At 39.1% G+C, this 21,809-nt stretch carries 22 protein-coding genes; 6 read left to right on the top strand and 16 right to left on the bottom strand.

Features of this window, described 5'->3' with window-relative positions:
* Positions 1-82 precede the first annotated feature (82 nt).
* The 6 genes from JTI58_RS17500 to JTI58_RS17480 form a co-directional block, all read right to left on the bottom strand.
* Positions 83-2,143 (bottom strand): HAMP domain-containing sensor histidine kinase, encoded by a 2,061-nt coding sequence (locus JTI58_RS17500; RefSeq protein ID WP_205442578.1) that lies wholly within the window; start codon positions 2,141-2,143, stop codon positions 83-85.
* Positions 2,121-2,816, bottom strand: coding sequence for a response regulator transcription factor (locus tag JTI58_RS17495; protein ID WP_141903000.1), 696 nt, complete (start codon positions 2,814-2,816; stop codon positions 2,121-2,123). The genes JTI58_RS17500 and JTI58_RS17495 overlap by 23 nt, the downstream gene beginning before the upstream one ends.
* A gap of 303 nt (positions 2,817-3,119) precedes the next feature.
* Positions 3,120-3,680 carry an NUDIX hydrolase gene (locus tag JTI58_RS17490; RefSeq protein ID WP_205442576.1) on the bottom strand — a complete coding sequence of 187 codons (561 nt, stop codon included), beginning with the start codon at positions 3,678-3,680 and terminating at the stop codon, positions 3,120-3,122.
* A gap of 259 nt (positions 3,681-3,939) precedes the next feature.
* The gene (locus JTI58_RS25145) at positions 3,940-4,035 is read right to left on the bottom strand and encodes a putative holin-like toxin (protein ID WP_347709092.1); all 96 of its coding nucleotides are present in this window, start codon (positions 4,033-4,035) and stop codon (positions 3,940-3,942) included.
* Positions 4,036-4,231: 196 nt separating this feature from the next.
* Positions 4,232-5,422 (bottom strand): MFS transporter, encoded by a 1,191-nt coding sequence (locus JTI58_RS17485; protein ID WP_431844388.1) that lies wholly within the window; start codon positions 5,420-5,422, stop codon positions 4,232-4,234.
* A 5-nt stretch (positions 5,423-5,427) separates the two neighbouring features.
* Positions 5,428-5,826, bottom strand: a complete 399-nt coding sequence (locus JTI58_RS17480; protein WP_205442574.1) for a MarR family winged helix-turn-helix transcriptional regulator — start codon at positions 5,824-5,826, stop codon at positions 5,428-5,430.
* A 170-nt stretch (positions 5,827-5,996) separates the two neighbouring features.
* Here JTI58_RS17480 and JTI58_RS17475 point away from each other — a divergent pair, with 170 nt between their 5' ends.
* A complete protein-coding gene (locus tag JTI58_RS17475) occupies positions 5,997-6,551 on the top strand; it encodes a DJ-1/PfpI family protein (protein WP_205442572.1) in 555 nt (184 codons plus the stop codon).
* 579 nt (positions 6,552-7,130) lie between these two features.
* Here JTI58_RS17475 and JTI58_RS17470 read toward each other — a convergent pair.
* The 5 genes from JTI58_RS17470 to JTI58_RS17455 form a co-directional block, all read right to left on the bottom strand.
* Entirely contained in the window at positions 7,131-7,457 is a 327-nt protein-coding gene (locus JTI58_RS17470; protein ID WP_205442571.1) for a DUF3889 domain-containing protein, read from the bottom strand.
* 83 nt (positions 7,458-7,540) lie between these two features.
* Positions 7,541-7,672: a hypothetical protein gene (locus tag JTI58_RS25090; protein WP_279381279.1), complete on the bottom strand. Its 132-nt coding sequence runs from the start codon at positions 7,670-7,672 to the stop codon at positions 7,541-7,543.
* Positions 7,673-7,686: 14 nt separating this feature from the next.
* Complete coding sequence (locus tag JTI58_RS17465) at positions 7,687-7,911, bottom strand: hypothetical protein (RefSeq protein WP_004269369.1); 225 nt, start codon at positions 7,909-7,911, stop codon at positions 7,687-7,689.
* Between the two features lie 126 nt (positions 7,912-8,037).
* Positions 8,038-8,874, bottom strand: a complete 837-nt coding sequence (gene coaW, locus JTI58_RS17460) for a type II pantothenate kinase (RefSeq protein ID WP_205442570.1) — start codon at positions 8,872-8,874, stop codon at positions 8,038-8,040.
* Positions 8,875-9,287: 413 nt separating this feature from the next.
* A complete protein-coding gene (locus JTI58_RS17455; protein ID WP_205442568.1) occupies positions 9,288-10,022 on the bottom strand; it encodes an SDR family NAD(P)-dependent oxidoreductase in 735 nt (244 codons plus the stop codon).
* Positions 10,023-10,235: 213 nt separating this feature from the next.
* Between JTI58_RS17455 and JTI58_RS17450 the strand changes: the two genes are divergently transcribed.
* A complete protein-coding gene (locus JTI58_RS17450; protein WP_243456100.1) occupies positions 10,236-11,057 on the top strand; it encodes a squalene/phytoene synthase family protein in 822 nt (273 codons plus the stop codon).
* 41 nt (positions 11,058-11,098) lie between these two features.
* On the opposite strand, the gene JTI58_RS17445 is transcribed toward JTI58_RS17450, so the two are convergent.
* Complete coding sequence (locus tag JTI58_RS17445; RefSeq protein ID WP_205442566.1) at positions 11,099-11,587, bottom strand: metal-dependent hydrolase; 489 nt, start codon at positions 11,585-11,587, stop codon at positions 11,099-11,101.
* A 159-nt stretch (positions 11,588-11,746) separates the two neighbouring features.
* On the opposite strand from JTI58_RS17445, the gene JTI58_RS17440 reads away from it, so the two are divergent.
* Complete coding sequence (locus JTI58_RS17440; protein WP_205442564.1) at positions 11,747-12,979, top strand: ferredoxin reductase family protein; 1,233 nt, start codon at positions 11,747-11,749, stop codon at positions 12,977-12,979.
* 37 nt (positions 12,980-13,016) lie between these two features.
* Here JTI58_RS17440 and JTI58_RS17435 read toward each other — a convergent pair whose 3' ends face one another.
* A complete protein-coding gene (locus JTI58_RS17435; RefSeq protein WP_205442562.1) occupies positions 13,017-15,047 on the bottom strand; it encodes a methyl-accepting chemotaxis protein in 2,031 nt (676 codons plus the stop codon).
* Positions 15,048-15,241: 194 nt separating this feature from the next.
* On the opposite strand from JTI58_RS17435, the gene JTI58_RS17430 reads away from it, so the two are divergent.
* Both JTI58_RS17430 and JTI58_RS17425 read left to right on the top strand, forming a co-directional pair.
* The gene (locus JTI58_RS17430) at positions 15,242-15,868 is read left to right on the top strand and encodes a nitroreductase family protein (protein ID WP_205442561.1); all 627 of its coding nucleotides are present in this window, start codon (positions 15,242-15,244) and stop codon (positions 15,866-15,868) included.
* A 352-nt stretch (positions 15,869-16,220) separates the two neighbouring features.
* On the top strand, positions 16,221-16,718 hold the full coding sequence (locus JTI58_RS17425) for a hypothetical protein (protein ID WP_205442560.1): 498 nt from the start codon (positions 16,221-16,223) through the stop codon (positions 16,716-16,718).
* A gap of 28 nt (positions 16,719-16,746) precedes the next feature.
* Here the strand turns inward: JTI58_RS17425 and JTI58_RS17420 are convergent, their stop codons facing one another.
* Positions 16,747-17,802, bottom strand: coding sequence for a DUF1835 domain-containing protein (locus tag JTI58_RS17420; RefSeq protein WP_205442558.1), 1,056 nt, complete (start codon positions 17,800-17,802; stop codon positions 16,747-16,749).
* 142 nt (positions 17,803-17,944) lie between these two features.
* Here JTI58_RS17420 and JTI58_RS17415 point away from each other — a divergent pair, with 142 nt between their 5' ends.
* On the top strand, positions 17,945-19,114 hold the full coding sequence (locus tag JTI58_RS17415; RefSeq protein WP_205442557.1) for a pyridoxal-phosphate-dependent aminotransferase family protein: 1,170 nt from the start codon (positions 17,945-17,947) through the stop codon (positions 19,112-19,114).
* A gap of 759 nt (positions 19,115-19,873) precedes the next feature.
* Here the strand turns inward: JTI58_RS17415 and JTI58_RS17410 are convergent.
* On the bottom strand, positions 19,874-21,202 hold the full coding sequence (locus tag JTI58_RS17410) for a D-serine ammonia-lyase (protein ID WP_205442556.1): 1,329 nt from the start codon (positions 21,200-21,202) through the stop codon (positions 19,874-19,876).
* Positions 21,192-21,665: a YaiI/YqxD family protein gene (locus JTI58_RS17405; protein WP_089935008.1), complete on the bottom strand. Its 474-nt coding sequence runs from the start codon at positions 21,663-21,665 to the stop codon at positions 21,192-21,194. Before JTI58_RS17405 ends, JTI58_RS17410 begins: the two co-directional genes overlap by 11 nt.
* Between the last annotated feature and the right edge of the window lie 144 nt (positions 21,666-21,809).

Genomic DNA, 21,809 nt, shown 5'->3' with positions numbered 1-21,809 from the left:
AAGGCCTTTTTTCTAGTGACATGATCTTTTTTCAACAAAAGAAAAGGAATAGGACACGCATGTATCCTATTCCTTTATTACATTATTCATTTGGGAATTTGGGTAGATAAATCATGACCTTAAATAAATCGCCATCTACTTGCACTAAGAACTTGCCGTGCTGGATGTGAATAAGGCTTTCAGCAATCGACAACCCTAATCCGCTACCTTGGCTTGATCTTGATTCATCTCCGCGTTTAAAGCGTTCCATTAACTCATCAACTGAAATATTTAATTCGTATGCTGAAATATTTTTAAATGTCACAAGTATTTCATTCCCTATATCTTCCACACCAATATATACCCTTGATGTAGGCAGTGCGTATTTAAAAATATTCGAGAATAGATTTTCGATAGCGCGCCACAGGAGTTTACCATCAGCCTTCACATACACTTTTTCTGTTGGATGAGCTAATTTAAAATCTAAGGACGAGGCTTCAATTTTTTCATCCATTTCTCCGATCCCTTGCGTTAGTAATGATACGATATCAATCCGTTCTAACTGGACAGGTATACTACCACTTGATGCTTTAGCCGCTTCAAATAAATCATCGGTTAAGTGCTGAAGTCTTTTCGATTTTTGATCTAACACGTCCACATATTCAGCAATCATTGCAGGGTCATTTTCTAATTTTAATAAATCGACATACGTAATAATTGATGTTAAAGGCGTTCTGATATCATGCGAAACATTCGTAATAAGCTCTGTTTTTAAACGCTCACTCTTGATTTCACTATCCACTGCCTTTTTCAACCCATCTGTAATCCGATTTATATTTTCTGCAAGTTGACTAAACTCCCCTTTTCCATCCACTTCAATTCGATGATGAAGATCCCCATTTTTAATTTGCTCTACACCCTCTTTAATGCGGTTAAACGACTTCACCTTTCTCAGCGCCAACCAGGCAGCTATCCCCATCGTAATGGGAAACACGAAAAATGTTGCCGCCACAACTAATGGATAGCCAATGACTAGCAGCACAATTTTCACGCCTGTACTACCACTGTCAAAAACATGTTTCACCAAAATAAATAGCTTTTTGAAAATTTGATAGAGGAGTGTATGCTGCAATAACGATCTATTTTTAATATGCTTTACGAGCGATAAAATCAATAGGAAGGCAATGATAAAAATAGGCACGCTGAAGAACATGTACATATCATGGAATACTTCCACAATCATGGCGATCCACATCGCTGTTAAACATCCGATTAGCACAATATTGAGATCATTATAAAGTTTGTCAATGACATGGAAATGAATTTCTTTATCTTTAAATGACGTTCTTCCAATAACTATGATTAAATACACAAAAGATAAAATAAACCCTGCTAGAAATACCATAAATTCATTCAGAAAGCTTTGGGCAGTCGCTTTATCTTTTTCCCATTCCGACATTTTTTGTTGTAGGTAAGAATCTTTAAACGCTACATACATAACATCTGTCTGTGGGTTCAACATGTCAACTTCATGTGTAAAGTAATCCAAGTATCGACTTTCTTTCACTTCATTCGGATGAAGCTTTTGTTGATAATTTTCAAATAACATATAGGCATCAAAGGATTCAAATTGCTCTTTCTTATTGAGATCACTATTGGAGAACTCATGCTCACCGTCACTCGCATAAAACACAATTCCTTCATAGGCTTCTAGCGTACTGCGTAATCGATAAAAATTTCTTACCTGTTCATTCATACTTTTATCTTTTATTCTAGCAATGTCATTTGCATATATTTCTTGATAGTTATGCTTATTTTCCTCTTCACTCAAATTCGAATTATATCTATAAGAATTACGGAAATCATAATATAACTCTTCTTCGATTCTTCTATTATCCTCTTCTATTAGTGTCTTATCACTTAAAATATATTCTTCACTTTTGTATTTTCCGATTAATTGCGCTAAAGGAGCAATAATGCTGTAACTTTCATCAGCGAATGCTCGGCTTTCAAAATAATGATCTTGATTTATACTACTAAGATGAATCTCATTAAATTCCATGTTGATCATTACCCTCGCGATACCAGTTAAACAAGCGATGGCAATTAGGAAGACAACCACTTTCGTAATGAGTGCATGACTAATACTTCTCAACTTTCTCAACCTTATACCCAACTCCCCATACAACTTTTAAATACTTCGGCTCTTTTGGATTAATTTCAATTTTTTCTCGAATCTTTCGAATATGAACCGAAACCGTATTTTCAGGATTAATAGCCCTGACATTCCATACCTTTTCATAAATCTCTTCAATCGTGAACACCCTACCAGCATTGGCTGTCAGAAGCTTTAAGATTTTATATTGCACTGGTGTCAAATGAACCTCTTGTTTATCAACAGTAATGACTTTTTGTTCATCATCAATCACAAGCCCGCCCGTTTGAAATACAGCACTACTCATCTCGAGACTCCCAAACGTCGTATACCTTCTTAGCTGCGATTTCACTCTAGCCACAAGTTCTAATGGATTAAACGGCTTGGCCATATAATCATCTGCTCCGATATTTAATCCGAGTATTTTGTCATAATCCTCCGACTTAGCAGAAAGCATAATTAACGGAATCATATTATCTTGCCGAATCTTCATCGTCGCCGTAATCCCATCCATTTTTGGCATCATAATATCCATAATAATAAGGTGAATAACGTGATCCCGAATAAGATCGATTGCCTCTATACCATTGTAAGCTTTGAATACTTGATAGCCCTCATTTTCTAAATAAATGCTAATCGCTCTAACAATTTCTTTATCATCATCACAAATCAAAATGTTCAACTACATTCACTCCTCCACCACTTTAGGTTCATGTCAATCACCCCTATAGGATTCGTATAAGGATATAATACTAATTAAATCTTAACAAACTCAGACACTAATTCTTAAGATTTTCTTAGTGTTTTCCTTTAAGCACACTTTATGTCAAATACAAATTCGAGGAATACAATAAAAAATAGAGAGCAGGCTTGAGCGGCTCTCCTTTAATCATCTAATATACAATTCGGTATTATGTAGCTTGAGGTATTAATCAAAATAGGCAGGTTCTTGTGGGTACCTTAAATGACGAAAAGCTAGTTTTATTTATGACGCTGTATTTCTAGCTATTGATAGAGAGGGCAATTCATTTTCAGCAAAGAATGCAACGGCATTAGTTTCCATGCCCTCTTCTGCCTGTCCCCCAATGATTTCACATTGAATAAACATTTTATAGACATAGTAGAGAGATGGTGGATGAGGGTGGCATTTCTTATCAAGTACACTTATGAGTTTGATTGCTTTTACATCAAATCCCGATTCTTCTTTCGTTTCTTTGATGGCTACTTCACTAGGCGTAAGTCCGATGTCACCCCAGCCACCTGGTAATGACCAATCCCCATCCATCTTTTCTCTCACCATTAATATTTTATTGTCCCTAAAAACAACCGCCCTAATATCTATTTTGGGTGTCGCATAACCCGTCTCATTAGCAAATAAATCACATATAACCGTCTTATCCATCTCCGTATGGTGTGCTATGATGTCCACGCTTATTTCTCTTAATGATTCAAACCTTTCTAAGTCATAAATATCCTTCGAATAAGTTAGTCCTGCCTGTGCAATTGATTGTAGTTGTTTTGCCCACTCAAGCCATTTTGGTTCCATTTATTATCACATCCTTTTTTATGATTTCACCCTACCAACTGATTCCCCAAAAATCATTTGTAGTCCATAACAATTAATTTTACATTATTTGAAAAAAACCACTTATCCATGTTATAATTCTTAGTGAAGATGTATATAAGTAAATAAGACCATTGGTGCTGGAACACCAATGGTCCTAGTAACAAGACGAATCGCTTCAAAGGCGATTTGCAAAGTGATGAAAGTAAACCATCTCACATGCTGGCGAGGCAGGGGCGGTTTACTTTTTTTGTGTAAAAGTAAATGACAATGCAAGTACCGAAACAATAAGTGTTGAAAGACTTATCGCAACCATCATTGCTTCAAAAATAGTCAATGGCATCAACTCCTTTCTCTTCAATAAGCTGAATGAGATAGGTTAAAATTGTGCCAACCGCCCATGAAACCTCTATCTAGTTACGCTCTTATTATACCATGTTTTGGTCAATAACGACCGCGCTGCATGACTGAATTTTCATAGCCTATGATCGCTTCTAATAATAAAAACAGTTGGGACAGACCCAACTGTTTTACTATATATTCACTACTTTTTTCGGTTTCATCTTTGCAAGGCGTACTAGATAAATAATAAAGACAACCCCTAGTAAACCTGCACCTGACAAGTAGACTGAAGCATAACCTGCCTGTACGGCCACCATTCCCAAAATATAGGAACCTAGTGCGATCCCAAGGTCAAACATCGTAAAATAGGTTGCTGTTGCGTAGCCACTTCGCTGGATGGCTGTGGATTGAACGGCTAATGCTTGCAAGCTTGTCGTCACAGCACCATAGCCAAAGCCTACAAAAATAGCAGCACTCAAAAATAACACGGGTCCTTCTACAAAAGCGAGCATAACGAGTCCGATGGCGAAGGAGATAATACCAGGAATAATAACAAATTGCGGTCCCTTCGTATCATAAAGTTTACCTGTATACGGACGCGTAATTAACATGGATGCTGCAAACACTGCATAAAAAAGACTGGCCACTGCCATTAAATCCTTTTGCTGTGCATAGACCGATAAAAAGGATAAAACACTGGCATATGAAAAGGCTACTAAACTAGCAATCGCAGCAACAGGTAATGCTTTTCGCTCAAATAAATCATCAAATTTAAAGGTTAGTTTTCCTTCATGGGCAGGTTTCGGTAAATCATCGGTATTGACCGTTAACGCTAAAATTCCTCCTGCTAAAACGCAAATACTCATAACAATGAACAATACGTTAAAGGTACTATATTGAATTAATAATAAGCCGATAAATGGCCCGATGACAACTGCTAGATTCGTAGACATCGTAAAATAGCCTAGCCCTGCCCCTTTTCGTTTAGCAGGAACAATATCTGCGGCTAAAGAACCCGCGGCTGTTGTGATAATGCTAAAGAAAATCCCTTGAATAAAACGAAGACCAAGTAAAAGTCCAAATGGATGAATAAATAAATATAAGACGGTACAAATAAAATAGCCCACTATGGAGAGGACTAATAGTTTTTTCTTACCAAACACATCCAACAGTTTTCCTGAAAACGGGCGCACAATGATAGCTGACAATAAAAAGCCAGACAATAGAAGTCCTGCCTCCTTATCTGTCTGATGTAGCTCCCCTATTGCATAAAGAGGCAAAGTCGTTACAAGTCCATAAAATACAAAAAAGACTGAGATATTCGTTAAAAATAGACTAATGAAACGCTTCGTCCATATCTGTGTATTCTCTTCTTGCTGCATGTCCATCAACCTTTCATTTTTTCCAATAGCTTCAGAAATTGCTGCTGTTCTTCAGCAGTTAATGACCCTACCATTTCTTCTTCAAATGCTAGAATAGTTGCTGTAATGGCTGGTAGGCGCTCCTCTGCTTGTGCAGATAAAGTCACAATCTTTTCTCGTTTATCCTCACCATCTAATCGTTGTACCCAGCCCAATGACTCAAGCCTTGTAATCGCTCTTGTGATACTTGGCGCTTCTACATTTAAATACTTCCAAATTTGCGTTAATGTCATCGGCCCATTTTTATGTAAGCAATATAAAATGGTCCATTGAGAACTATATAAATGATGCTGCTTCAGCACTTCATTTAAGCAATTAGTTAAATAGCGATTTTTTTGGAATAAAGCATGGAAAATTGGATTCATCGCTGTCTACCTCCTGAAAAATTTATTTACCTAGCTAAATAAATACTATACGCTTCATTTTTTTCTTTGTAAAGGAAGTAATTTGGAAAGATGGCTCGATCATCAGCAGGAAATTTTTTGCATGTGTCGAATAAAACTTAGTAGATTCACAATGTAAAGGAGATGGAATCATGGGGAAAAAGGTTTTAATACTTGCAGGAGATGCAGTAGAAGCTTTAGAGATTTTTTATCCTTATTATCGTTGTCTTGAGGCAGGCTATGATGTCACTATTGCAGCACCATCAGCTAAGAAATTACAGACCGTATTACACGATTTTGTAGATGGCGTCGATACATACATCGAGCGACCTGCCTATGGTTTAGAGGCACATGCTTCTTTTGCTGATGTTGATCCAACCCATTTCGATGGATTGATTATTCCTGGTGGTCGTGCGCCAGAATACATTCGTTTAAATGAGCATGTTCCACCACTCGTGTCCCATTTTTTCGAAACCAATAAACCGATTGCAGCCGTTTGTCACGCAGCACAAATTTTCGCGACTATTCCTGAAGTGCTAAAAGGACGTGAGCTAACAGCCTATATTGCCTGCAAGCCAGAGGTGCAGGTGGCGGGCGCAACTTATATTGATGCCAATCTTCATACAGATGGCAATTTAGTAAGTGGGCATGCATGGCCTGATTTACCAGGCTTGATGCGTGCATTTATTGAAAAGCTAGAAGGTTAAAGTACAAGGATGCCCTATTTTAGGCATCCTTGTTTTAGTGTTGAAAAACAAAACAGTCAATTGAAAGGTAGAAATGGATTTTCGTTGCAGGCTACTTGCTTTCCTGTGGGCGAGCGTCGAATCGCTTCCTCCGCTACCGCTCCGTGCAGGGTTTCGACAGTCTCGCTATCCCACGGGAGTCAAGTAGCCTTCCACTCCAATCCACAAAAGTGTTACCTTTTTAGCAAAGGTTTTCAAATAAAGTTCTCACGCATCACTTCTCCACATTGAAAATAAAAGCTTATCTCCTCTAACGAATACAGATAATGGGCTGTTTGATCGCTACTATGAAAAAAAGTAAAGCCACTTTTGCAGAATGGTTGATTGGAGTGGAGCCAGCGTCACTCCTAGGGGATTTAGCGTCACAGAGGAGACCCTGGAGCGAACGCAGTGAGTGAAGCGGCTCATCGGACGCCCTCTGGAAAGGACGCTGGCGGAACGGAAATCAACCCCCTCGCCTTGCCAAGTTGCTTTTTCTGCCGTTGACGACCTCTTTTTTCAACAACATGACAAGGATGCCCTATTGTAGGCATCCTTGTCTTATGAAGTACTTTCTTGAAATTCAATTTTTTCTACTTCTTGCGTTGTGGTTTGATAGCTGATTCTGACATAAACACCAAATTCCTTATCAGGCTGCTTAAGCCAAAGCTTAAACTTCTCAATGGTTGATGTTCCATGTACTTCCTTGCCTTCATGCAAATAATCCACAATCTTGGCCGTAGGATATTTTGCCTTTACCTCTTTGATAGCCATCTGTCCCCATTTTGCATAAGCGGGTGTTTCTTGTTGTGCATTTGCGACCATTGGTGTTTGTATAAACACAGCAAGACAAACAAAAAGAAGTCCAAGTAAATAAAATTTTCTCACTTGAATCACTCCCTTTTTGACTGTATAAAGAAGCACATACGGTAAAAAATAAGAGCTCCAAAAAGTTTTGGAGCAGCTTGTCTTTATTGCTTTGGCAGTTGAGGATTATTATGAATGACTTGGTTAAACTCTGCTGAGTACTCCTCACGATCATTCTTTTTATGTGTATCTTCCTTCTTTTTCTTTTTAAAGCTTGTTTTCCTCTTTTTCGCCATGATTTGTACCTCCGCTATTTCGTTTTATTAGACTGCTGGTTTTTATCATGATTTGTTTTATTATTTTTATTTTTAGCTTTCGCATCAAATTCTGCTGCGAACTCTTCGTTCAAGTTGTCATTCGGGTTGTTATTATTGCTATTACTTCGATCAAGATCTTTGCTTTTGTAAGTACCAAAAGGATTATGTGTTCGCATATTCATGGTTTTACTGTTGTTCCGATTATTACGTTTGCCCACGTAACTTCACCTCCTGCACATAATTTGTTCAAGTAGAGGCGTTACTATGTAGGTAATTTTCTTCGCTATTTGTAAAAAAAATGAACATGACTAATCTGCATTAGTCATGTTCATTCTTATCTGTCTCTAGACAATTGTATATTCTGTAATGTTGAACAATGCTCCGACAGCGCCTGAAAAGCCATGATCGTTTATAAAGACAGGTGTATGCTTCTTCGTGCGTGTATAATTTGCAATCACACGGGCAAGATGAGCATTATTGCTGAGAGTTGATCCAATATAGACAATATGCTGAGCCTTTTTTTCTTCCGCATATTGAATGCTAAGTGTTGTGATGACTTCGCCTACTAGTCCCTGAACCGTCGCAATAATATCCTCGGCCGGATGTTTGATGGACTTTGTAATGCCTACTTTCCCAAAATTACTCGCAGTTAAATGACCATCAATCGGTGTATCCATGCCCTGATAAATGTCCTTAACCAATAAATCAATACTCTCACGATGGCCATTGTCAGCCATTTCTCGTAGCTCATTGTAATCGGTAATACCTGTTGTAAGCGCTGACAATCCAATTAATGTACCACCACCAACGCCTGTTCCGCCAACGCGAATATGGGTATTGCCTTCCATATAATGAATGGAAGTGCCTGTCCCAATATTGGTGATCATACTACGCTCAAAAAAGTAGCCTTCTTTATTTAATAAAAATCGGACACCCTTTAATGTTGCTTCAAATTCCACTATATAATGAATCGATTTCATTGTTTTAATGACATCAAGTAATTGCTCTGTACGTCCCCCCGTAACACCAATATCCTCAATATCTGGATGGTCAATAATCCATTTTTTTACAGATTGCAAATCATTAGACGGAAAGGTTGTTAAAATAAGCTCATTGTGTTGATCTAAATAAGCAACCTTTGTCAATGTGCCGCCTGCATCAATACCTATAGCCTTTGGCATACAATTCTCCTTTGTTTTTATTACGTAACTTCCTCATACAATGATTGCCGTTTACGCGATGATTAAGGCAACTAATAAAGTACATGCCCTCTTTGGTACTAAGGATTTTGCAAGGAGTTTTGTGTGCCAAAATCCTGACCAATTAATTTGTTCGTACAAAAGCTAAACGCTCAGTACAATCCCCCAAATTGTGTAATGACATTTTCGCCCTTTCTAAACTTTAACGCTGTTGAAATGATTGTGCAATAACTTCGTAAACTTTCATGAAAAAATCACGAAAAATATCAAATTTTTTCTAATCGATAGCTGAATTTTAATGCATTTCTAAAGCTTTATCATTATTCTACTAAAAAAACAAAAAAAGTGAAAATGCACTGTTTGAACAGGCATTTTCACTTTCCTATAGCGATTAATTAGCGTGCTGAATAGCCACCGTCAATGACAAGCTCAGCACCTGTAATATAAGAAGCTTCATCTGATGCTAAAAATAAAATAGCATTTGCTACTTCCTCTGGTTGGCCAAGGCGACCCATTGGTGTTGCTCTTACTAACATATCCATTGCTTCTTTTGCTTCAGATAATTTAGCTGTCATGGGTGTTTCAATGACACCAGGGAATACTGTATTAACACGAACATTGAAAGCACCAAGCTCTGATGCCGCTGCTCGAGCAATCGCACGTAAAGACCCTTTAGAGGCTGTATAAGCATTAAAGCCTGCGCCAATAATCGCTGTGTAAGAGGATGTATTAACAATAGAGCCTTTCCCAGCTTCTTTCATATAGTTAGACGCATGTTTAATGCCTAGGAATGGACCAAAAGCATTGATATTATGCATGATTGACCAGTCCGCTTGTGTAATTTGATCTGGTCCTTTTTCGGATGAAATACCAGCATTGTTAATTAAAATATCAATGCGACCATATTTCTCGACAATGGCTTTCGTCACTTCTGCCCAGTTTTCGTCTGAGGAAACATCTAATTTCATGCCCTCTACATTGTCTAGCTCGGAGATTTTTGCTAGGTTCTCTTCATTAATATCAGCCGCAATTACCGTAGCTCCCTCTTGCGCAAACAATTTCGCCATTGCTGCACCCATACCAGATGCGCCACCAGTAATCATCGCAATTTTATTATCTAAACGTCCCATTTTCTAAACTTCCTCTCTTCTGAAATGTGGTTTAACCTATACTTTTGTCCACAATAAAAGTATAGGTTTAAATAGTTTACTATTAAACTATATCATTCTCAGGAAACGTTTTCAAAGAATATCTCTCTAAATATGAACAATCTGTTTTATCTTTCCCTATTTTTACGATACGATATACTATAGATGTGGAACCATTTGAACGGAGGAATACAAGTGAACGAGCAAAAAAGACTTTACAAAGAAGCGATGCAGGTTTTGAAAGATACAAGCCGCACGTTTTATATACCGATTACTTTTTTAAAAAATGATTTAAAGGTGTCTGTGGCTGCTGCGTATTTAGCTATGCGTGCCATTGATGAAATTGAAGACCATGAAGAGCTTTCTAATGATGTGAAATTTGATTTGCTGTCAGCAACGAGCGAATTATTAAAGGACACTTTTAATGAAGAAGCCTATCAAGCATTACTCGCGCCTTATGCAGACCAATTACCTGAAGTATCTCTTCGTTTAGCAGATTGGCTGACATTTTGCCCTGAGGAATCCAGAAAAATTGTGCAGGCTTCCACAAGTGAAATGGCTTTTGGTATGGCAAAATGGTCAAAAGCCAATTGGCAGGTCCACACACGTGAGGATTTAGATGATTATACATACTACGTGGCTGGGCTTGTTGGGACGATGCTGTCTGAGCTTTGGGCATGGGGTGCAGGCGTTCAAACCGATCGCGAGCTAGCAATTGGCTACGGTCGCGGATTACAGGCTGTCAACATCTTACGAAATCAGCATGAGGATTTAGATGAACGTGGTGTAAGTTTCGTACCTGACGGGTGGACACGCGAGGATTTATTTGCTTATGCAGAAGAAAATTTAGCTAAAGCAGATCTGTATATGAAGGATATCAATAAACGTACTATTCTGCTGTTCTGCCGCCTACCACTTGCCTTAGCCCACAAAACACTAAAGGCAATGCAGGAAGGACGAGAAAAAATGACTCGTGCCGAGGTTGAGCAGACTGTTGAAGAGGTACAGGCCGACTAACATCAAAAGCCCCAGTAAACGCATACTGGGGCTTGTCTTATTTAGATTGCCTCAATAAATCTTACAATCAATTCATAGCTCAAATAGATGGATAGCATTGATAACAACATCAGTACAACCCCTTCCACCTTGCTACCTGTTTTCGTTGTAAGCGGAAAACGAATAGAGACAGATGCGGGGAAAAACAATTTGACCCCTTTTTTTGTACACATATCAAGTACGATATGGCTAGCCATTCCGATAATAATTCCAATAGATATCGCTCGATAAGGAATCAACATATGTAATAACACCATCATGCTTATTAAAAACAACAAACTATGTGTAAAGGAACGATGTCCAAATATCGTATTCACTAGCTTTGCGATGAGGGGAAATGTACGACCTATTTTACTACCTCTATGACAAATATCTGGAAGTAATGCACCGATAACCCCTGCACCTACTAGGACAAGTGGGTTATCATTTGAAAACTGTGCAAAGGCAAGACTTGCTGTAATGCCCCCAACGATATGGGTATTCCCTTGCATAAATTACTTCCACTCCTTCTCTCTCTTATATTTTCTTTCTTAATGTAACATAATTCGACACGAAAGGGAACATACATTCCGAACGTACGCTCGAAACTTTTTATTCTATATTTGTATAGCTAGAGAAAATATGGATAAACATAGAGGTGGAGGTTAGATATGAGCGCTTATAAAGGAATACTTTTTATTTTATTCATTATGTGCGGTAGTGCTTTGCTTTGGTATTTTGCCAAACCTATGGCACCCATCCATCCGTTGAACACACTAAGTCATGTCATTGGAGGCTTAGCCATGACTAGTTTATTCCTTGTATTCTTCTTAGCTACAAGAAGTAAAATTTTGGAGCGTTGGTTCTATGGTCTTGAGCGAGTCTATTTTTATCATAAATTACTAGCTATCCTTTCACTTGGATTGATTCTTATCCACGGGCAATTACAAAAAATGGTTCCTGATGAGGAGCTAACACATCGAACGTCACTCAATGAATTCGCTAAAGAACTTGGTGAGCTTGCCCAATATGGCTTTATCATCCTAATTGTTCTTGCCTTTATTGCAAAATTCCTGAAGTATGAGCATTGGCGTTGGCTCCATCGCTTATTACTTGTGCCCTATGCATTCGGTATTTATCATGCTTATTTTTCTAGCCACTATGATTTATTACAGCCCTCAGCTTTAGGTATTTTTACAGCACTCACAACTACAATTGGATGTATGTCTGCCCTTTATATGCTGACAATGTATCAGGATATGTTCTTTCCCTATAAAGGTCATATTTCATCCATTCAAAAGTTGAATCCCAATGTAATGGAAGTTGAGCTGACGCTGGCGAAAAGGCTTGATTTTCGGCCAGGACAATTTCTCTTTCTGAAAATCTTTCAAGAAGGCATCGAAAAAGCACCGCATCCCTTCTCTATTTCTGGGGGTCATGGGCAACAAATCAATATTACGATGAAAGCTGTTGGAGATTATACCAAACAGATCTACAACCTTATTCAAATCCATACAGAGGTGGCTGTAGATGGTCCATATGGTCATTTTGATTTCGACAAAGGGCATGAGCAGCAGCTATGGATTGCTGGTGGTATGGGCATCACACCATTTCTTGCCTATTTACACACGAAGCCTGATAAGAAAATTGACTTATATTATTCTTTTCACGGGCAAGACAATGCCATTTACAAAGATTTTTTACAGGATTATGCGCAAGCAAACGACCATTTTACAGTCACGTTGATCGATACAACGCAGCAGGGCAGGCTCTCTGTTGATGCATTATCCATCCCTGCACAAACAAGTATTTTTATTTGTGGACCCAAAAAAATGATCAAGCATTTCAAATCGGCTGCACCTAAGAAAAATGTGCAGTGGGAAGCCTTTTCTTTTAAATCCTAAAAAGGTGTACACCTCCATATAGATGTACACCTTAGCATTAAATAGTGAACTTAGTTGCTTCTTCTTGCAGATTTTGAGCAAGTTGTGCTAACTGCTCAGAGGCTATGGACATTTCATTCATGGTAGATGCCTGCTCCTCCGTGATGGCCGATACATTTAATGTATGATCATTCGTTGCAAGTGCCTGTTTGCTAATTGCTTGCACTTTTACGGTCACTTCATGCAGATTTTCAAAGGCATTCGATGTCGTTTTACTTGTCTTTTGCATCGTGTTTTGGAGTCCTTCAATTGCGCTGGCAATCGTATCGAAGGTCATGCCTGCTTGCTGGACAGAACCAATACCTTGATGGGCAATTTTTCGACTTTGCTCCATCATCACTACCGCTTCATTCATTTGTTCCTGAATCGTCTGCACGACCTTTGCAATATCTAACGAAGCACGGCTAGTTTGTTCAGCAAGTGCTTTGACCTCTCCTGCTACAACGGCAAATCCTTTCCCTGCTTCGCCTGCTCGTGCCGCCTCAATGGCAGCATTAAGTGATAGTAAATTGGTTTGGTCGGTAATAGCCGAAATGAGCTGACTCATTTGCTCTATTTGAGTCGAATGCTCCTTCAAGCCATTCACTAGATTGGCACTGCTGTCTACCTGTGCATGAAGATGGACAATATCATCCACGAAAGCTTGTATTTTTTGTGAGCCTCCTGTAGCCAGTTCAGAAGTTGTTTGCGATTGTTGGACCGCTTCATGTAAATCATCCATGGCGGTCTTCATATCCCCACCTAATTGTGTTGTTACACCTTCTAACTCCCCGCTCACCTGTTGTTGGGAACTCGTATTTTCTGCCACCTCTTGCATAGAAATAGCTACTTCTGTGACAGTTTTATTGACCTCCTGTACACTTGCTGTTAATTCCTCCGCGGTAGAAGCAACTGTCTCCGTTTCAGCGACAATGCGCTGCATCATCGAACCTAATGCTTCCACAGAGTCATTATAATACAGCGCCATTTCACCAAATTCATCCTTTGTATGAACGGCCATTTGTTGCGTTAAATCACCTGTAGCAAGATAGCCTAAATGCGTATTCATCGTTTTCACTTCTCCACGGATATAACGAGCAAGGAAATAAATACTAATCGCAATAAGTACAATCAGAACGACACTGATCACGATTTGCTGCTGGAGCATGGCCTCTATTTCGCCGTAAAGCTCATTGGTTGGAACAAGTAATATCAACTTCCATGGCATATCCTGTAGTTGCTTAAATTGCAAGGTAAAATCTTTACCTTCACTCCCTGTATGTATCAGCTTTTGTTGCTCAGATAACTGTTCAACAGGTATGTTCAAATACTGCTGAATCGTTTCATTATTTACTTTTTTGACATCAGGATGCGTTAAAATTTTCCCATTTTCATCAATTAAAAATGCATAACCGCTCTCTCGAATTTTCACATCAGAAACGATGGTTTGAATTGAATCTAATACATAGTCTCCTGTAATGACGCCAATGGGAGTAGAATCCTTCACAATTTGTGTACCAAATGAAATAAACATTTCTCCTAAAGCTTCATCGAAATAAGGTGCTGTATGAACTACCTTATTAGATTGGATACTGTTACGATACCAATCTTGCTCATGAAAATGATAGGCAGGATCTTCATAAGCATCCGTAGAGACAATTTTTTCTTCTTCCTTATAGGCATACGGTCCAAAAATTTCACCCTTTGCCGCATCTTCCTCTAGCCATAATCCCATACCATACGTTTCCTTATTGAAAGGCAATAGCTGTTGTACGTAGCGAATAAATTGTTCTCTGGTCATCATACTGTCAGCCGATTCTATTGTTGTCTTTGCACTATTTATAAGCTGAATGTGCGCATGCAGTTTGCTCTCAACGGAGCCTGCAACGTCATCCGCTAGTATAGACATTTCATTTTCAATAGAGCTTTCAAGTTCGTTGGATACGTTCAAATAGTTAAGGAAGGACATACCACCTAAAAAAACAGTGATGACAGGAATAAGCATTCCGATTTTTGCCATAATATTTAAATTTCCTAATAGCTTTTTCATTCACCTTCACTCCCTATCTATTATTATTGCTCTATTTATTCTCTAGTATAAATGGATTACACCTACAAAAATATGTTTTTTTTGTAACTTTTAAATCCTATATTCAAGACTCTTTAATTCGAGCAATTTACTTGGAAAATGAATTTATTTATCGTATAGTAAAAATCGCATCATATCATGAAGGAGACAAAATAATGACAGTGACAAAAAGTTCTTTAAATAAAATTATGCATGAGCGTAAATCCGTTCGTAAATACGATGAAAACTATAAAATTCCGCAACAACAATTAGAAGAATTACTTGTAGAAGCAACATCTGCTCCATCATCTAGTAACCTACAGCCTTGGCGCTTTTTAGTGATTCAAGATGAGACGGTCAAAAAAGAGCTACGTGCTATTGCCAATAACCAAGAACAAGTAGAAACTTCCTCAGCGATTATTGCTGTCCTAGGCGATACAAAAATGTACGAAAATGCGGAAGCTGTCTTTACAAAGAACTTCGATCTTGGCTATATTAATGAGGCAACAAAAGATTTAATGATTAATAACTCGGTCAATCTATATTCTCAACTTCCACAAGAAGTATTAAAAAATATCGTTACATTTGACGCTGGTCTAATTTCCATGCAAATCATGCTGCTAGCAAAAGACATGGGCTACGATACAGTGCCAATGGGTGGATTTAATAAAGAAGCTTTCGCTCAACGCTTTGAATTAGCTGATCATATCGTCCCAGTTATTTTAATTGCGATTGGTAAAGCTGCAGCACCTGCTTACAATTCTTCCCGTATTGAACTAGCGCATATTGCTAAATTCATTTAATACACGTGAAAATAGTCATCTTACGAAGTAGTTAAGATGGCTATTTTTATTTTTTGTGGCATGTCTTGCGCATCTATCATCATAGGATAGTAATGGTTTGCAAGTAGCAACTATCGAAATGAATAAAACGCAAAATGATTCTCGAAAACTAGCATAATAATGGTCTCAAGGATATTTTTTGCATTTTTATCATAAGCTAAGCAAAAAATCATCATTAAAGACTTACACAACCGACTTTATTCTAGTACATTTGTGTGATTTCTACTAAATATTACATATAAATCGTTGTAGCTTAAACACTTGAGGATTGGTATGATTAGGAGGTATTTTCATATGAAGGGAGGTTTTTCTGATGAATTATGACTATAATGATTCTTATTATTACTCAGATTTAGATGCAGCCATGGGTGGTTTATTTTTTATCTTTATACTAGCCGCTCTTGCTATTGGTTTAATTGCCTACATTATTAGTGCACTTATTTATTTTATGACATCTAAAACAAATGGTTTTGGAGATGTAGCTTATATCGCTTGGATTCCCATTATTAATGTATACAGTCTCTTCCTGTTGACAGCTGGTGGGGATACTCGAGAAACAGTACGTGCAACAGCTTTAAAAAATACGCTTATTTATGCGGGCTTGATCATCGTTTCGTTTATCCCATTTATCGGTATTCTCGCTTCTTTAGGAGCAGCAGGCTTTACACTCTATTTCACGTATCGCCTATTCTACCGCTGGTGTGGCGAAACAGGTAAGGCTGTACTATACACAATCTTAATGGTTATAACAGGTGGATTGTTCTTTGCTATCTACGGCTTAATGCGTATGAACAGACCTTTCGTAGCTTAATTCCCTATTTTAAAACCTCTTTACGCCCTCAGGCTAAAGAGGTTTTTTGACGTATTTTCACAGAGTAATGGTGCATTGATTTAGGAATTCCTTTTAACTCAAAGACCCCGCTATATACTAAATAGCGAATTCTATATTCTAAAAAGAAGATATTTGGAGGAGCATCCATTCTTGTTAATAGCGCTGAAATGAATGTTCCAGTGTGAATAAAGTCGGTATCCCCTTGCTCCTCATGAAGTTGTCTGAGCGTTGACACAATCAATTTATCATAATCATTCTCTGGCACTGCTTGAATTTGCTGATGTAGCCATAGACGGCAAACATCCTTTGTCTGTGCTAAACTTTCCCACTGCTGTTGAAAAATCAGACGCTCCTTCGCAGACAGCTTCTTTTTTGCATACAGTTCTATATCCCAATGACGATTTATAGCATCTTGTTCGCCCGTATCGATGAGAACAATCTCATTTGTTTTATCACGTAATAGATAGAGGAGAAATCGTAGTCCACACTGCTCTTCTGCATTATGCCCATACCAAATGTAAATCGGCAGGTTGCTTGGAATATCCTGTATCTCTCTGATTGTGTTCATCAATTTGTTTAGATTTACAAAATCGTCCATTCCATCATTAATATTTTCCCTTAGCCACTTATCACGGAATGCCTGTCCCCTTTTTTCATCTAATTTCCATAATGGCCCGATCGACAAATCCTCAGGAAACCCGATAACATATTTTGGTGGAGCAAGTGCCACTCGTAAAGAGCCTGCTGCAGATTCCGAGCAAACGATATGTACCATTTGTGCTGAAGTCGTGGTCATGACCTGTTGTATATAATCATTAATAATCTCTACCAAATGATGGAGCTGTTCCTGTGCCACAAAAAAAGACCATCCCTGCTGAGGCGTACTTTGCTCATGATAAAACGCCGTAAATAATTCAGATGGCTGAAGCTCAAACCCCTGCCATTCCCCCTTCCTCATCACATCTGTGATTGTGATATATTCTAGCGCTTGAATTTTATATACCAGCACTTGGTTTGTGTCGTATAAGAAATAGATAAATGGATAATGCATGGATGTTTCCATTCCCACAACCTCCTTTTTAAAAAATTGTACCACAATGACAATCTCTTCCATCATTTTTCAAAAAAGTAGTTAGCTAGCACAATAAATATGCTATTATTATAGTTAGAAAATTTTGAATTTCTAACAAAGGGGATTGATGAATATGTATGAAAATATTTTAAGACATCCAGGGCCAACGCCGATTCCAAAAAAGGTTCAGCTTGCGATGAATCGGGATATTTTTAGTCATCGTAGTCAGGAATTTGTAGAATTATACCGAGAAACCATTGAATTAGTAAAGCCTGTTTTTGGTACCACACAGGATATCTTGCTTTTACCATCTGGTGGGACAGCTGCGCTTGAGGCTGCGGCAGTTAATACCGTTTCTGCTGGTGAAGAGGTTGTCGTCATCACAGTTGGAGCCTTTGGTGACTATTTCGTCTCCATCTGTGAGCAATATGGCTTCCATGTACATAAGCTGGAAAAAGAATGGGGACAAGCTTGCACAGCCGAAGAACTACGAGCTTTTTTACAGCCATTACAAAATATTAAAGCCGTTTTTGTTACGTACAATGAAACATCTACAGGTATTTTAAACCCAGTCGCTGAACTAGCACAGGTCATCCAAGAGGAAACAGATGCCCTCGTTATCGTAGATGGCGTAAGCTGTATTGGTGGCGCTCCTGCTGAAATGGATGCTTGGGGCATTGATATTCTCTTGACAGGCTCTCAAAAAGCGATGATGCTTCCACCTGGACTCTCCCTCGTTAGCGTTAGCGAAAGAGCTTGGAAAGTTATTGAAGAAAATCAAACACCTGCTTATTATTTAAATCTACAAAGCTATCGTAGCTGGGCGGAAAAGGGCATGACGCCTAATACCCCAGCAATTACACTGATTTATGGATTGCACGAAGTATGCAAGCTTATTGAACAAGAAGGTGGCTTTACTCAGACAGTTGCCCGCCATGAACTCATGAAAAACATGGTGCGCAATGCAATGAAAGCATTACACATTGAGCTATTAACTGAGGATCAATACGCTTCTCCAACTATTACAGCAATTAAAACACCTCAGGGAATAAATCTTGGTGAATTTTTGACACACCTCAAGCAACACTATCATTTAGATTTTGCAGGCGGACTTGGTCATCTACAGGGTAAAATTTTCCGATTCGGCCATATGGGCTATTGCTTCCCAAGTGACATTTTACAAGCCGTTTCCCTATTGGAGGCTGCCCTACAAGACTTCTCCTATGATTTCGAGCCAGGAGCAGGCGTCCTTGCCGCACAAGAAGTATACTTAGCAGCACACCGCAAAGCACTACAACGTTAAAACAGCAAAAACAGGCGGAGAATTTTCTCCGCCTGTTTTTAAAATGGATTTTAGCTATCTTGAAGTTGCGGTGAGCGTTTGTAGACGCTATCTGAGCGGAGTGGCTCATTTTTTGAGCGCTTTTGACACCTGCTTGAGCGGGGTAGCTCATTTTTTGAGCGCTTTTGTCCCCTGTTTGAGCGCTTTCGACACCTACTTGAGCGGAGTGGCTCACTTTTTGAGCGCTTTTGTCTCCTGTCTGAGCGGGGCGTCTCACTTTTTGAGCGCTTTTATATCCTGTCTGAGCAGGTTTACACAATTTACGAGCGCTTCGACATACTACTTAAGTGAATTCTCACTCTTGACTAACACTTGGTACCCTTCTTGAGTGGGTCTACACACTTCGCGAGCGTTTCGGATTCCTGCTTGAGCGAGTTGACTCACTTCGCGAGCGCTTTTGTCACCTACTTGAGCGGGCTGACCCACTTTTCGAGCACTTTTGTCACCTGTTTGAGCGGGTCACACCACTTTTTGAGCGCTTCTGTCACCTATTTGAGCGGGTCACCTCATTTTGTGAGCGCTTCTGTCACCTACTTGAGCGGGTCACACCACTTTTTGAGCGCTTCTGTCACCTACTTGAGCGGGTCACCTCACTTTGTGAGCGCTTGAGACTCCTACTTGAACAGGTCAACCTACTTCGCGAGCACTTTCCCCCCCTGCTAAAGCAGAATAAAAATAACTCAGGTCACGCCGCCATCCAAACAAAGCATCCTACCATTTTTAATTAATTCCCTTGGCCTTCGCTAAATAAGCAGCTCGCATTGTTGGAGGGACCATACCGCCACCGGTTGCCCATACGAGATGTGTGGCTTGCGGTAGATGGTTTACTAATGCGTGCTTTTCTAGATAGGATTGACCTTGCTGCAGTAAGCGCATGGCTCCAAACATCCCTGCGTGTGCAGATGGTTCTAAAAATAATTCTTCACTTTCCATGGCTAACCCTAGGGATGTAAATAATTCTTCATCTGTCACCGTATAGCAACCACTTATATACGTCTCCATCACTTTCCCTACAAATTTGGAGGCGCGACCGACCGCTAGCCCATCCGCTTCTGTTTTATTATCAAGGCCAATATCCTCTACACTGATTGCATCATGTAAGCCTGTCATCAGCCCAAGGGTCATACAAGGAGAGGCGACAGGTTCTGCAAAGAAAATATGCACATGTTCACCGTAAATTTCTTTTAATCCATAGGCAACACCACCTGGTCCGCCACCTACACCACATGGTAAATACACGAACAATGGATGTGCTTCATCCACTTTAATATTCGTCCTTTCTAGCTGTCCTTTTAAGCGCTTTGCGGCTACAGCATAGCCAGCAAATAAGTCCTTTGAATTTTCATCATCAATAAAATGACATTTTGAATCTTGCTCAGCTTCTTGTCGCCCCTGTTCAACGGCTACACTGTAATCGGCTTCGTATTCAATCACTGTGGCTCCTTTTTCTCGCAATAAGGCTTTTTTCCACTCCTTGGCATCACTCGACATATGTACGACGACATTAAAGCCGAGCTTCTTGCCCATAATGCCGATACTTAAACCTAGATTTCCTGTAGAGCCTACAGCAATCGTATATTGCTGGAAGAACAGCTGCCACTCCTCTGTTGCTAAAAGCGCATAATCATCCTCTTCTTTGAACCTTCCACTTGCCAAAGCTAGCCTTTCTGCGTGCTTTAATACCTCGTAAATCCCCCCTCGTGCCTTGATGGAACCAGAGATGGGTAGAGCATGATCGCATTTTAAAAGCAATTGGCCAGGTATTACCACACCATATGCTTGTTCAATAGCACCTTTCATTGTAGGAATCTCCTTGATGGTGGACTCAATCAAACCATCACTTTCTAAAAGCTCAGGAAATGCTACTTTTAAATAAGAAGAAAAACGTTGCAATGTTGCTTCTGCATCCTCCATTTCGGGCATAGTAAAGAGCGTTGTTTCTGGATTTTTTACCCAATTTGTATTTTCCCACAATACAGTATCCTTATTTGCTAGATCTTTCAACTGCGGATATTGTTCAAATAGTTCGTGTTTCTGTTCATTTTTCACCTGTAGATTCCTCCATTTTATGGGCTAAAATTGCTCGTTCACAAATTTGTCGAAATTTCATTTCAAACGAAATATTGTTTTCTTGTGTTCTTTTTTTAGGTCCCTTTGTTCGTCCTCCTGCCCTTCTAATTTTTTGACCAACATGACGCATATCGAGCAAACGTTCGATGTTCTCATCAGACATCTCTCGTCCATTTTGATCAATCGGATACCCTCCTCGTGCTAAAACCATGGCAGCTAATCCGTAATCCTGTGTAATGACAATATCGTGTTTTGAAAGCGCGTTCACTAGCGTAAAATCAACCGAATCTGGACCTTTGGGTACAATAATTGTTATTACATTATCACGTTCAACACGGTGGGATGTATCGCAAAACAAGATAGTTTCTATCTCAAACTCAGATGATATAGATAGCGCTAAATCCACGACTGGACAGGCATCAGCGTCTATTAGAACCTTCACAATAAGGCATCATTCCTTTCTCGTAATTAGATGAATAACTCAACCCCAAATTATTTCAATATAACATTCTCACAACCTCTCTTGCTCAATTTTTCACAAACTCTTAAAGTATTTTATTGAATAGTTTGAAAAATAGATATACGA

It is taken from the genome of Lysinibacillus fusiformis (genome assembly GCF_016925635.1).
Classification (GTDB): Bacteria; Bacillota; Bacilli; order Bacillales_A; family Planococcaceae; genus Lysinibacillus; species Lysinibacillus fusiformis_F.
The sequence above is the reverse complement of the archived record's forward strand: the minus strand, read 5'-3'. Positions and strand labels throughout refer to the sequence as shown.